At 38.3% G+C, this 14,449-nt stretch carries 7 protein-coding genes; 6 read left to right on the top strand and 1 reads right to left on the bottom strand.

Features of this window, described 5'->3' with window-relative positions; all coding sequences use genetic code 11:
* Positions 1–62 precede the first annotated feature (62 nt).
* The 5 genes from A3EE_RS0110985 (at position 63) to A3EE_RS0110965 (ending at position 8,635) form a co-directional block, all read left to right on the top strand.
* Positions 63–3,191, top strand: a complete 3,129-nt coding sequence (locus tag A3EE_RS0110985; protein WP_018343494.1) for an ATP-dependent helicase — start codon at positions 63–65, stop codon at positions 3,189–3,191.
* Between the two features lie 131 nt (positions 3,192–3,322).
* On the top strand, positions 3,323–5,419 hold the full coding sequence (locus A3EE_RS0110980) for a hypothetical protein (protein WP_018343493.1): 2,097 nt from the start codon (positions 3,323–3,325) through the stop codon (positions 5,417–5,419).
* Positions 5,416–6,753: a hypothetical protein gene (locus A3EE_RS0110975; RefSeq protein ID WP_018343492.1), complete on the top strand. Its 1,338-nt coding sequence runs from the start codon at positions 5,416–5,418 to the stop codon at positions 6,751–6,753. The genes A3EE_RS0110980 and A3EE_RS0110975 overlap by 4 nt, the downstream gene beginning before the upstream one ends.
* Before the next feature lie 8 nt (positions 6,754–6,761).
* On the top strand, positions 6,762–7,781 hold the full coding sequence (locus A3EE_RS0110970) for an SPASM domain-containing protein (RefSeq protein WP_018343491.1): 1,020 nt from the start codon (positions 6,762–6,764) through the stop codon (positions 7,779–7,781).
* Positions 7,778–8,635, top strand: a complete 858-nt coding sequence (locus tag A3EE_RS0110965) for a class I SAM-dependent methyltransferase (protein WP_245553832.1) — start codon at positions 7,778–7,780, stop codon at positions 8,633–8,635. The genes A3EE_RS0110970 and A3EE_RS0110965 overlap by 4 nt, the downstream gene beginning before the upstream one ends.
* 5 nt (positions 8,636–8,640) lie before the next feature.
* On the opposite strand, the gene A3EE_RS21835 is transcribed toward A3EE_RS0110965, so the two are convergent.
* Positions 8,641–8,802, bottom strand: coding sequence for a FeoB-associated Cys-rich membrane protein (locus tag A3EE_RS21835; RefSeq protein WP_018343489.1), 162 nt, complete (start codon positions 8,800–8,802; stop codon positions 8,641–8,643).
* Between the two features lie 104 nt (positions 8,803–8,906).
* Between A3EE_RS21835 and A3EE_RS0110955 the strand changes: the two genes are divergently transcribed.
* Positions 8,907–14,449: DUF6089 family protein (locus tag A3EE_RS0110955; protein WP_018343488.1), on the top strand; the 5,543-nt coding region annotated here is incomplete at its 3' end.

Raw genomic sequence — 14,449 nt, 5'->3', positions numbered from 1 at the left:
TTTTGTACCAATAAATAAAATGAAATCGTATATTTAAATACAAACCCTTACACGTTTTTATCATGGCCGCTCCATCTTCAACATACGATATTCATTTTCAGCAGCAGTTGGCAAAATTAAATAAGGCTCAATTGCAGGCTGTGAATACAACAGAAGGTCCTGTGTTAGTTATTGCCGGTCCGGGTACAGGGAAAACACAAATCCTTTCTGCACGGATAGGTCATATCCTTGCTTCACCCGATTTGCAGGTGCAGCCGCATAATATTTTATGTTTAACGTTTACGGAAGCCGGTACCGTAGCCATGCGCAAGCGTCTGCTGGATTTTATCGGTCCGGATGCATACCGTGTGCATGTATACACATTCCATGGATTTTGTAATCAGGTTATTCAGGAGAACCTGGATTATTTTGGTGTGCGGAATCTTCAGCCCATTTCAGAATTAGAGACCATAGAATTATATCAAAAGTTGATTGACAACTTCGATTCTACAAGTAAACTGAAGCGCTTTAAAGGTGATATCTACTACGACCAGATCGGATTGAAGGAGCTGTTTAAAAACATGAAAAGTGAAGGCTGGTCTGAAGTCAACATGTATCGCCTGATCGATCAGTATGTAGATGAATTAAAAGATGATCCAGAACATCAATACAAACGCAAATCAGGAAACAATAATAAAGGAGATCTGAAGGCGAGCTATTACATTGAAATTGAAAAGATGGATAAGCTGAAAGCTGCCATTGCAGAGTTTGCCAATTTCAATAAAGCCATGAGCGATATCCGTCGCTACGATTACAACGATATGATCTTATGGGTGCTGAAGGCATTTAAAGAGAATAATTTGCTGTTGCGTAATTACCAGGAGCGCTATCAATATATTTTAGTAGATGAATATCAGGATACAAGCGGCTCGCAGAACGAAGTGGTGGATATGCTGGCTTCGTATTGGGAGCGCCCGAACTTGTTTGTTGTTGGTGATGATGATCAATCCATTTATCGTTTTCAGGGAGCGAACATTAAAAACATTGTTGATTTTAATGTCAAGTATAAACCGGAGTTGATTGTATTAAAAGAAAATTACCGTTCTACACAAGCTGTGCTGAATGCATCCATGGCTGTGATCAAGAACAACAACGAACGTCTTGTAAACAGTGTGAACGGATTGGATAAGGAATTGGTAGCAAAAGGTAAGGTTGCTACATCTCTTGTCAAACCTAAGATCATAGAATATTATAATGAGCTGCATGAAGAAGCAGCTATTGTACAGCAATTAGAACAGTTGCATCAGGAAGGAGTTGATCTCTCAGAGGTTGCAGTAATTTATCGAAAGCACTCAAAAGTTGCAGATATTATTAAAGTACTTGAGAAAAGAAAAATTCCATTGAACATTAAGCAAAGCATTAATGTATTGCAGTTGCCCTTTGTTCAAAATCTGATTGATGTACTTTCTTATATTCAACGGGAAAATGATTATCCGGATTCCGGAGAAGAGCAATTATTCCGCCTGATGCATTTTGAATATTTCAATATCGACCCGAGGGACATTGCGAACATAGCTCGTAAAACAAGGCGTACCGCTGAAACTAAGTCTATACGCTGGAGGGAGCTAATGGGCAATAAATTGGAACTTGCAAAGATGAATCTTCATTCAATGAAGTCGATTCTTGACCTGGAAGATAATTTAGTTTATTGGCAAAAAGAATTTCACAACATAACATTGCAGGTGTTGTTTGAAAAAATAACAACGCGTGGTGGTATACTTTCATGGATCATGAATACGTCTGAAAAGACCTGGTACATGCAGGTTCTGACTACGTTCTTCGATTTTCTGAAAGAAGAAACTGCACGCACTCCGTTATTAACCTTGAAAGAGTTTTTATCCACCATTCAAAAAATGCTGGATAACGATGTACGTTTGAATCTTCAGAAAATTATTCATGCAGAAAAAGGTGTAAATTTTGTTACCTCACATTCTTCTAAAGGATTAGAATTTAACTATGTGTTTTTGATCGGCTGCATCTCTAAACAATGGGAAGGACAGTCGCAGCGCAACTTTGGATTTAAAATTCCGAGTACCATAACAGAAAGTGAAGATCACGATAACGAAGAAGATGAACGTCGTTTATTCTATGTTGCATTAACACGGGCGAAAGAATTTTTATATATTTCATATCCTGCAAAAGATGCAAATGAAAAAGAGTTAGTAGGCAGCCGGTTTTTAGTTGAGCTAACTCAAGACGGATCAAATACGGTTGAACAGGTGAATTTGATTGATGATCTGATTGTTCAATATAAATTAGACATTTTGCAATTTACAGAACCGCCGGTTATTCCACTGATCGATTCGGTATATCTGAATGAACTGCTGGAAAATTATAAACTGAGTGTGACGCATTTGAATAAATATTTGAAATGCCCGATCGCATTTTATTTTGAAAACATGTTAATGGTACCAAGTGCACGTACTGCCTCTTCGGGCTTTGGTACTGCTGTACACGAAGCACTGAAAGATTTCTTCGCATCCATGGTAGCTGACGAAGAGAAACGTTTTCCAACGGTTGAATATTTGAGCGACGTATTCAAATTGAAAATGAAAAATGTACATTCGCATTTTACGTTGATTGAATACAAAAACTACGAAGAGTATGGCGCTACCGTTGTCCTTCCTGAGCTATATGCCGCTTACATCAATGTGTGGCACAAAGACGTATTGCTTGAACATAAGATCGACAATGTTGAATACAAAGGAATACCAATAAAAGGGAATGTAGATAAAATTGAAGTATTTGGTAAGGACGTAAATGTAATTGATTACAAAACGGGCAAGTACGCTACCAGTAAATCAAAATTATTACCTCCTACAGAAAAGGAACCAAACGGAGGAGATTACTGGAGGCAGATCATATTTTACAAACTGCTGATTGAAAACGACCGCAAAACGAATTACAAAGTGATCTCCGGTGAATTGGATTTTGTTGAACCCGATGCAACTACGAAGCAGCAAACAAAACATAAAATATTTATCTCGCCTGAAGACGAACAGGCAGTGGGATTACAGCTTGTTGATTCGTATCAGCGTATTATGAAGCACGAATTCAATGAAGGCTGCGGAGAGGAAGACTGTACCTGGTGTACCTTTGTTCGATACAATTATAAAGCAGTTGACATGACCTTATCCCTGGACGAAGAATAAGCTTTGATAATTCATTAAAGTGAATTAAGGTTACTTTTCTTACAATAGTCTAATTAATTATTGGTTTGGTTAAAGTAATTGGCTAAATTTATCTAGAGAGCTTCATACGTCTGGAACTACCCACGCACCCCATGAAAATATATATTAAAGCAGTTGTAGGAATTCTTTTTATTGCAGGCATACATTTTTCCTGCAAAAGAGAATTTGAGAAACCCAGATGGGATACAAAAGTGCTTGCACCCTTGGTGAAAAGTAAATTAACGATCCGAGATATTATTAAAGACTCTACGCAGGTTGAAACCGAAGTGGATCATTCTATTTCTTTAGTGAATCGTCAGCAGATCTTTACATACACCATAGACTCATTGGTTTCGCTTGAAGCACCGCAATTTAAAAGGACGGTGAAGTTAAGCAGTCTGGTTTTATCTGATCAGACAATTACACGCGCGATTTCATTAGGACAAATTGCATTGCAATTAAAAAATCAAGGAAATCCCTTAGGTGATCAAATCATACTTGCCGGTAAATTAGGTTTTCCAATTCCTTTTCCGGGTGTGAATGATATTACTGCAGGCCCTATTAGTATTGATATCAGTCAATTTTTTAAAACAGCTGATTTATTGAGTGGACAAATGATCGTGTCGGTAAAAAATGGTTTACCGCTTACAATTTCTAATTTGCAATTCTCATTAAACAACAATACTCCACCTTCTGTAATCACGACACAAACGTTCACAAACATTCTTCCGAGTACAACACAGTCTAAAACGCAGGATTTATCCGGAAAGACTATTGGTTCAACTATAGATGCGTCAATAGATGATATGGACATTGCGCCCGGAACTGTTATTATAGATACCTCGGATGCATTGTTGTTGACACTTTCAATAAGCAACATAAAAGTATTTTCTGCAACAGCAATTTTTCCTGAACAGGAAGTTGTAAATGAAACGTCCAATGTCGAATTGATCGGATTGAACAATGTTGAATTAACAGAAACAATTATTCGTCAAGGTACGGTGCACGCTGATGTATACAGTACGGCAGAAGATACGGTGCGCTTTACGTATGAAATTCCTGCAGCAACTAAAAACGGACAAACATTTAAATTTGACGCGGTTGTTCCTCCGGCACCTGCAAACGGCACGTCCCATGTTGTTTTCGATACAGATTTTTCAGGATACTTAATGGATCTCACAGGTACTGACGGCACAAAGTATAATACGTTTTATAATGTGTTAAAAGGAAAAATAAATTATACCGGACGGCTGGTACATCTTTCCTTAGATGATAGCTTAGATATGACCCTAACACTTGTTGATCCTAAGCCAAGTTATATCAAAGGATATCTTGGAGAAGATGCATTGGATGTTGGTCCGGGCAATATTGATGTCAATATATTTAAAAACATTTCTGCAACAACACTGGATTTTTCATCGGCAGCAATAGACATTGTTTTTGAAAATGCATTGGGTATTCCTGCAGAAGCAACGCTGGATAATTTGACAGCTTATAATTCTAAAACGGGTGCAAATGTGAGTTTAACAGGTACGCCTGTGAATCAATCCTATCCGATAGCGCCTGCTACAGAGGGCGGCGGTTTTCCGGTGTCTGTGCAATCAACAATAGATTTGTCAACAGGTTCGAATGCAATCAGTTTATTAAATATCCTTCCGGATAAATTTTCGTATGCCGGAATTTTTCAATTTAATCCTGCCGGTAAAGTAGGAAATCCGCATACCGATTTTGCGTATTCAGGAGTTGACTTGAAAGCATTTCTGGATATTAAAATTCCGCTTTCTGTGATCGCTGCAAATATGGTTTTATCTGATACGGCTGCATTTGATATTCCAGCATTAAAAACAGCAGGCTTTCAGGAAGGCAAATTTAATTTATTGGTGTGGAACGGATTTCCATTCGATGTAAAAGTAGATATGCGTTTTCTTGATCAGTACGGTGTGCAGGTAGATAGCATCATCACAACAAATACAATTCTTGCCGCACCGATTGATGCAGGCGGGAAAGTGGTTTCAAGTAAATACAGCGTTGTATCATTTCAGTTAAGTGCAGCGGAAGTAAATACATTAACAAATCTTGCTACACAGGTAGTCTTTACCGCACGATTCGATACGAAGCCTGTAAACACGCACGTAAGTATTTACGATGATTATTCAATTGATTTTAAGTTGGTGGGTGATATGAATATCCAGGTGAATAGTGGGCAATGAAAAAGATCGGTAGTATAGTAGTATTTATTTGCAGTATAGTAAGTGTATACGCACAGGTTGATTTTGATAGGCCGGAGGCATTTTTATTTGAGCGCAAAAACAGATTGCTGAAAGAAGTTGATTCAACAGATTCAGATCAGGAAACCGTTTCAACAAAAAATAAAACCTTTTCTTTGGAAAAGGAGAAAGAATATAAAGCCTATTTTTCTGCTTATGGCAGTGGCTACATCAATTCGAATGCGATTACAAATTCGTTTATTAAAGCATACCTATATACAAAATCGTATATCGATAGTGACCTGAAGCAACAGCAGGTTGATCGATTGAAGAAATCAAACAGCATTGGTGTTGATTTGAAAGCAGGAATTTATGGGCAGCATACATTTAAAAAAATACGTGTTGAAGCAGGGTTGAATTATCGTGATTTTTATTCATCACAATATTCTGCGGATGCCTACAAGCTCGCATTTTATGGCAACTCCATGTATGCCGGACAGACGGCGAGCCTTGATCCGATGAGCATGTATAACGTCAACTATCAGACCATATACCTGGGTGTTAAAAAGACCGTTGGAAAAAAACAAAATATACAGCTGGGTGCACGATTGGGTTTTGTACGCGGCGGAAGATTGCAGCGCATTCATTCAAAAAATCTCTCGTTGTATACAGCTAATGACGGCAGTTATTTAACGTTGAATGGCAAGTTTGATGTTGCTTATACAGATGACTCTACCTATTCAGCAGTTCCATCCATGAATGGAGCAGGATTGACGTCGGATTACTTTTTTTCGATCAAAGGAAAACAAAGTGAATTGGCAATAGAATTGCTGGATGTTGGTTTTGTTCGTTGGAATGATGTAGCAACATATAAGGGAGATGGTTCTTATACATATGATGGGATTGCAATAGATAATATCATTGGTGGGAATGGAATTGTATTGGATCCGGTTAATCTTGCAACAATTTTTGAAAATATGGGAATCCATAAAACAGTAAAAGATGTAACCTACATGCTTCCTTCAACGGTACATGTTTCTTACTATAGACACTTGTCTCCTAAAGTAACGATAACAGGTGGCGTGCGTCAGCAGTTCGTGCATGGTTATATTCCCAAAATATATGGAAAGCTTGCGTATTATCTGAAAAAAGATTTTGTACTTATTCCAACCTTGTCTTACGGAGGTTTTGGAAGAGCAGATGTTGAACTGGGAATTGCCAAATCTTTTTCAGAACATTTGCTTGTATCTGCAAACCTAATGTGGTTTGAATATTTAGTTGCACCTTCTAAAACTTCAGGCCAGGGAATGAGTGTAGCATTCAGTTATTATTTTTAACTTGTAGCATGATTGCTACACGTGATGCACTGAATCTACTTTCTAAAATGACCTTCAAAAGGCTGATTACCATTTTGAAGGTTTTTGTAAGTTATCAGTATTCTAAGATCACAGGTAATGTAGTTCATCCTTCTGTTCCGTATTCCATTGCAATAGAACCAACCACTTCCTGCAACCTTCGTTGTCCGGAATGTCCAAGCGGATTGCGTTCCTTCACACGCCCAACAGGTATGTTGAATTTATCTATGTTTTCTAAAATTATAGATGAATTGTATAAAGAAATCAGTTACCTGATTTTTTATTTTCAAGGCGAACCCTACTTGAATGCGTCGTTTTTAGATATGGTGAAATATGCATCAAGCAAAGGCATCTATACAGCAACTTCTACCAATGCACATTACCTAACAGATGAGAACGCACGGAAGACCGTTGAGTCAGGCCTTGACCGATTGATCATTTCCATTGACGGAACTACGCAGGAAGTATACGAACAATATCGCATAGGTGGAAGTCTGGAAAAAGTGCTGGAAGGAACAAAAAATATTCTGCACTGGAAAAAAGAATTGAAGTCTTCAACGCCTCATGTTATTTTTCAATTTTTAGTTGTGAAGCCAAATCAACATCAGTTGAAAGAAGTTAAAAAGATTGCGAAAGAATTAGGTGTTGGTGAAGTGCGATTTAAAACGGCTCAAATCTACGATTATGAAAATGGTTCGCCGTTGATTCCGGATATTGATAAATACGCTCGGTATAAAAAAAATGCAGACAATACCTATTCCATAAAAAACGGATTGCTGAATCATTGCTGGAAGATGTGGCACTCATGCGTAATCACCTGGGATGGCAAGATCGTACCGTGTTGCTTTGATAAAGATGCCCATCTTGTAATGGGCGAATTGCAGACACATACTTTTAAAGAAATATGGAACAGTGCTCCGTATATTCAATTCAGAAAATCTCTTTTGAAATCCAGAAGTGAAATTGAAATGTGTAAGAACTGTACCGAAGGCACTACTGTATGGGCATGAGCAATTCTAAAACTTTTTCCTCTAAAGATATTGCTACCTACTACGATGTGAGCGAAGATCACTATATGTATTTCTGGGACCTGAATCAAAGTCGCGCTTTACATTATGGTTATTGGGAGGATACAACAAAAACGTTTAGAGAAGCACTAGCGAATATCAATAAAATTCTTTCAGAAAAAGCTAATATTAATGAAGGCACAAAAGTGCTGGATGCGGGCTGCGGCATTGGTGGTTCATCCATTTGGTTGGCGAAAAATAAACAAGCAAACGTTACAGGCATTACATTAAGTGCGAAGCAGGCTGCACGTGCAAATGCGTATGTGAAAGAAATTGGTTTGCAAGACTGTGTTCAGTTTCAGGTGAAGGATTTTACACAAACGGATTTTGATGAACAATCCTTTGATGTTGTTTGGGCAATCGAGAGTGTTTGTCACGCAAGCAATAAAGAAGATTTTGTAAAGGAAGCGTACCGTTTGCTGAAGCCCGGTGGGCGATTAATCATGGCGGATTTTTTTATCGTGAAAGACGGGAATGAAACGGATGAACGTGAACTAAATGCCTGGGGACATGGATGGGCTGTTCCTTTTTTTGAGAAAGAGAGCATTTTTCATGAAATGCTGGAGCGTTCCGGTTTTCGGTCTATACAGATGATGGATGCTACAAAAAACATTATAAAGTCAGCAAAACGCTTGTATTACGCTTTTTTTCCAGGTTGGATTGTTTCTAAAATCTATAATCTGGTACACAAAAATACCACGGAGTTCTCAAAAAATAATGTCTATACAGCCTATTATCAATACAAAACATTGAAAAAGGGTTTATGGAAATACTGCATTATTCACGCAACCAAATAGCCCTTTTATTCTTTCTCCTTTTTTAATTCTGCAGAAGCACAGCCACAACCTCCTGCACAACCGTCTTTTGGTGGATTAAATGCATTATAAATGCGCCTTAACAGGTAAATTCCTGCCCAACCGACAATTGCACCGATTATAATATATTGTGTATTCTGTGTTATCATAGCACATAAATTTACACTTTATCTCTCTATTTGGTTCCATTCATGCTATATAAGTGGCACGATTTTTATAATTTAGCATACTACGTGTACCATAGATAATTCGTATGAAAAGATTACTACTTGCATTTTCATTTCTTTTAATTCTTTTACCTTCCCTTCAATCCAGCGCGCAAAATACAGCGAGCTATCAGAAAAAATGGTTGTTCGGTATGAACTGGGGCGGTGCCTGGGAAAACGCAGACGTACATTCCAGACTTGGAACGGGCTGGGGGCTAACCTTAGAAAAAGAAATTGTTGCGAACAATACCAGCCTTTTGGGCTTCTCATTAAGAGGAAGGTATTTGCATACCTGGATGTGGGGAAGAGAATCCACACCTTTTTATGGTGTGGCGAATGATAATAACCTGAATGGTATTTCGTATCCATCCATCAACTATACATCTTCAGGTTATGTATATCGAAATTTTTATACAAAGACAGATGAATTTTCTTTAGAAGGTTTGTTGATCCTGAACAGACTTCGTGCGCATAGTGGCTTTAAGATCTATGGATTTGGAGGGATCGGTGCAACAGGATATATTTCTAAGATAAATCAGTTGGATGGCGCAGGAAATATGTACGATTATTCTGGGGTATCAACTTTTTCAAAAAGTCTTGCTAAAAGTGATCTGAATAATTTGTGGGATAAAAGTTATGAGACCAATGGCGTATACGGTCAGAATAAAAGTTCGTATGTATTGTCGGGCGCAATTGGTGTAGGTATCGGTATAAAATTATCGCCTAATGTATATTTAGGTTGGGAGCATAAATACACGTATACATCAACAGATAATTTAGATGCAAGTCAATGGAAGAACGATGCAACAAAAAGTTTAAAGAACGATCGATATCATTACAGCAGTTTATTTTTAACAGTAGCAATTGGTTCAGGTTCTTCACATGTTCAACAGACTCCTCAGCAGCAAACAACCTATTATCCAACACCTGTAGATCCGAAGCCTGCAATTACATTATTATATCCTCATGAAAATCCGGTCTATCTGCAGGAATGTACAGCAGATATTAAGGTCAGCATCACAAACATTACTTCTGTAAATCAGATTACTGTTTTAAGAGATGGCAATGTGTTATCATCAACCTATTATTCTTATGATGAGCAGACGCAGGTGTTAGCGATCCATACACCGATTGCAGGCAATACCGTATTTTCAATTGTTGCGCAAAATAGTTCAGGGAAAGATACAAAGTATGTATACACAAACTGTTCGCCTGTGTTAAACACACCGGCACCTGTAGCACCTACTGTATCTATTATAAGTTCATCGAGCAATAATTGTATCGCAAACGTAGTTGCTTCGGTGAAAAATGTAACCGATCCAAAATCGATCGAAGTGGTCATGGACGGAATTATTTTGTCTTCACATCAATATAATTTTAATCCGTACAATGGTTCAGTTACTATTCAAGCAGGATTCAATCAGTTTACATCGATTACGATCCGTGCTACGAATAGCGGAAACTCTGCTGTGCAAACGGTAAACTTATCATGTACACCTGTAACAGCTCCTACAAATGCCCAAATTATTCCGGTTATTAATGTACTTACTTCGAATGTAGATAAGGACAATGCCGGAAATTGTACGGCACGCATCACAGCGTTAGTGAGCGGAATAAATTCAGTAAGTACGATATCCATTACCAGAAACGGTACGATCCTCAATCCTCAGTTTTATTCGTTTGATGCAACAACAGGTACATTAACAATCAGCAATCTAATTGTTGGTTCAAATACGTTTTTAATTAAAGCATCAAATGCTGCTGGCGTTACCACTGCATCTGTTAATACGGATTGTGTGAATCAATATGTACCGAAGTTGCCAAGCCTTCAATTGGTGCAGCCTTCAACGTCGGTGTATTCTTCTTCCACATGCCGCGAACATGTTGCTCTTAAAGTATATGAAGTTGCAGACATTCAAAATATCAATGTAGAGATCAATGGTGTTGCGATCAGTAAAAGTTTGATGCGCTTTGATCTTAAAACTTCACTCTTAACATTTGATGCGCTTATTACAAAACAAACATTGATTACTGTTACTGCAACAAATAAAGATGGAACGGCAACACAAAATCTGACAATTAATTGCGCACCAGTCTTTGCACCGACTATTCAGATTGTTTCACCGGGAACAGATCCGTTTGTTTCCGGAACATGCCAGGAAACAGTTGTGGCAACTGTTACAGATGTAGAAGATATTAATTCCATACATGTAACATTAAACGGAATTGTATTAACGAATGGGCTTTCATACGATGCTGTTTCTGACAAATTAACATTCCCGGTAAATGTTTCAGGCAGAGCGGAGATTTTAATTAATGCTGTTGGCAAAGGTGGCTCATCATCTAAATCATTCACTATAATTTGTCAGCCTGCTCCTAAGCCTGTTATTGCATTGATCTCTCCGACAACGAATTCATATGTTTCAACATCTTGTCAGGAGCAGATATCTGTTCAGATTCAAAATATAACATCTGCTTCTGATGTCTCTGTAATACTTAATGGTTTACCTGTAGCAAGCAATACATTGAATTATAATGCAACAACAGGTGTATTGATCTTCCCGGTTCAGTTCACGGGAACAGCATCTATAGTTGTGAAAGCTACGAACGTAAATGGTGTAGCCTTACAAACGCTTTCGCTTCAATGTAAACCAATCATATTACCTAAACCAACTCTGCAGGTTCTTGCTCCGGTTGCTATAAATTCGATTTCAAAAACATGCCGCGAGTCGGTTAAATTGAAATTGACAAACTGTGCTTCGGTAGAAGATATCACGGTAGTGCAAAATGGCACGCCGATAAAATCCGAATTGTTAACTTATTCAGCAGCAACCGGAATTTTAACATTTGAAGTTTCTGTAACTGCAACGAGCACAATTGTTGTATCTGCAAAAAATAATGGTGGTGTATCTTCCACAACTTTAACAATACAATGTAAGCCAACGATTGCGCCTTCTGTGAGCATTTTGGTTCCTGTCGGAAGTCCAGTGATCTCTACAAAATGCGTGGAGAATATTAAAGCGGTTGTGACAAATGTAACAGGTTTAAACCAGATAGAAGTTACCTATAATGGAACATCTGTTAATAGAGGGCTGTTGTTGTATGATACACTTACGTCTACGTTAACATTCTCTCATGCATTCCAAACAAATGGAGATTTAATAATCAAAGCAAGTAACGAAACAGGTCAGGATTCTAAAACAATCAGTTTAGTATGTAAGCCTGTATTGTTGCCTGAATTGGTAATTATTAGCCCGAAGCAAGATCCGTACGCTTCAGAAAATTGCAAAGATACCATTGTTGCATCTGTTAAAAACATTGAATCTATTGCAGATGTAACAGCTTTCGTAAATGGCATTGCGATTCCTGCAAGTAATATTTCATTCGATAAAACTTCAGGATTAATAAAGGTTGTTGTTTCCTATGCAGTGAGTACAGAAGTTAAATTGACGGTTGCAAATAGTGCAGGTGCAGTATTTAAAACTACCCATCTCACTTGTAATCCTGTGTTGCAGCCAACGATTACGTTAATCAATCCAACTAGTGAAACGTATGCATCGCTTACGTGTCAGGAAAATGTATTGATGAATGTGATTAACGTAAGTGGAAAAGATCAGATACAGGTTAAAGCTAATTCTGCTGTATTAGATGCGTCGATGTATACATTTGATGCGTCAACAGGATTGTTAACGATACCTACTACATTTGCTGCTGCAACTAAAATTGTGGTTGTTGCAACAAACAAAACGAAGACTGCAACGAAGACAGTAAATCTGACGTGTAATAAGTTGCCTGCACCTACAGTTGTAATTAATACACCTGCTACTGAAACATCGATCATAGCGAATTGCAATACAACTGTAAAAGCAACGATAACAAATGTAACTGCAAAAGAGCAATTGATCATTACAAACAATGGTTCTGTAGTAAACGCTTCGGCATATTCATTTGTAAATGGTATTGTAACGTTTGCAGTGAATGTAACAAACAGAGCTGCTATAAATATTACAGCTACCAATACAACAGGTGCTGCAAGTGATGTTGCGACGCTGGTTTGTGAAGTGCCTCAAGTTGTTGTAGGTCCTACAGATAAAACATGTGTCATTTCAACAACACCGATAACAAATTGTAATTCCTGTAGTGATACAATCACAGCTTCAAGCGGAGATATTACAGTAAATGCAAATCAAAAAGTTTGCGTTCCGAATACATTCACAGGTAATGTTAATTTGAATGGCGGACAGTTGGTGATTTGCGGCAATGCAACGATTCGTAATATCAACTTTAATAGCGGAGATATTGTAATTACAGGAAGTGCTACGTTTGATAATTTGAATATGAACAACAGTGCGTCTGCAATACGTAACTACGGTACTGTTAAATTTTCGAACATAACATTTAATGGACGATTTGAAAATCATGGACAAGCTACTATATCATCCGACTTCAATGTAAACTCCAGTGCTGTATTTATCAATACAGGAACGTTGAATGCGACGATGAATTTCAACAACAACAATTTCGTTTGTAATTCAGGTACAATCATAGTTGGTGGAAATTTAAAAGACAATGGCTCTGCTGAGTTTACAAATTCATGTAAGCTTACAGTAGGTGGGCAGTTGCATATAGATAAAACGTTTACCAATTCAGGAACAGTAACTGTAAGTAGTGTTACTTTTGTGAACGGTTCAGGCAGATTAAATATCGGCTCAAATTCAAAATGGATAACAACGGATATTATGATTAATGGATCTATTGCAGGCTCTTCGGGAAGCTGTGGTTTGATCCAGGTAAAAAATGATACACGTATTAATTCAAGCGCATCGTTAACTGGTAAAATAGATCTATGCGATGCAACTGGTATCGAATTACAATCAGGAAATCTTTCAAGTTCTGTTACAACAAACTGTAACTGCTCGATCAGCACTGCAGGTGCATGTTCTACAAGCGAAGATGCAAATATACAAATAACCATCTGCCACAAGCCTGGAGGAAACAGTTCAAACGTTCAAACACTGACGATTTCTAAGAGTGCTTTAGCGGCACACTTGGCACATGGAGATCATGTTGGTGCATGTACAGATGCGGATAAACCTGCAGTACAACCTGAGCCTGAAGTGGTGACACCTCCGGTAGTTACTCCGACTGCGCCAACAACTCCTACCGTTCCGACGGCACCAACTAATCCAACACCACCGGTTCAGGAACAAACACCGGTTACACCTCCTGTAGCAGAAGAGAAAGTAACGATCTGTCATAAGCCGCCTGGAAATCCTACAAAGGTTCAGACGATTGAGGTATCTAAGAGCGCATTGGCTGCTCACCTGGCACATGGTGACCATGTGGGTGAATGTACAAATGCAGACATGCCTGCTAAAGAAACGGATCCAGTAGTTGTTCCAACGACACCGACAACTCCAACTGCACCTACGACACCAACTGCACCGGTTACTCCAGCACCACCAGTTCAGGAACAAACACCGGTTACCCCCCCTGTAGTAGAAGAGAAAGTAACGATCTGTCATAGACCACCGGGTAATCCTACAAACGTTCAAACAATTGAGGTTTCTAAGAGTGCATTGAATGCACA

It is taken from the genome of Cytophaga aurantiaca DSM 3654 (genome assembly GCF_000379725.1).
GTDB classification, from domain to species: Bacteria; Bacteroidota; Bacteroidia; order Cytophagales; family Cytophagaceae; genus Cytophaga; species Cytophaga aurantiaca.
The sequence above is the reverse complement of the archived record's forward strand: the minus strand, read 5'-3'. Positions and strand labels throughout refer to the sequence as shown.

Coding starts and splice junctions, on each gene's coding strand:
- A3EE_RS0110970 (WP_018343491.1), top strand. CDS start 6,762: ATGATTGCTACACGTGATGCACTGAATCTACTTTCTAAAATGACCTTC.
- A3EE_RS0110975 (WP_018343492.1), top strand. CDS start 5,416: ATGAAAAAGATCGGTAGTATAGTAGTATTTATTTGCAGTATAGTAAGT.
- A3EE_RS0110965 (WP_245553832.1), top strand. CDS start 7,778: ATGAGCAATTCTAAAACTTTTTCCTCTAAAGATATTGCTACCTACTAC.
- A3EE_RS0110980 (WP_018343493.1), top strand. CDS start 3,323: ATGAAAATATATATTAAAGCAGTTGTAGGAATTCTTTTTATTGCAGGC.
- A3EE_RS21835 (WP_018343489.1), bottom strand. CDS start 8,802: ATGATAACACAGAATACACAATATATTATAATCGGTGCAATTGTCGGT.
- A3EE_RS0110985 (WP_018343494.1), top strand. CDS start 63: ATGGCCGCTCCATCTTCAACATACGATATTCATTTTCAGCAGCAGTTG.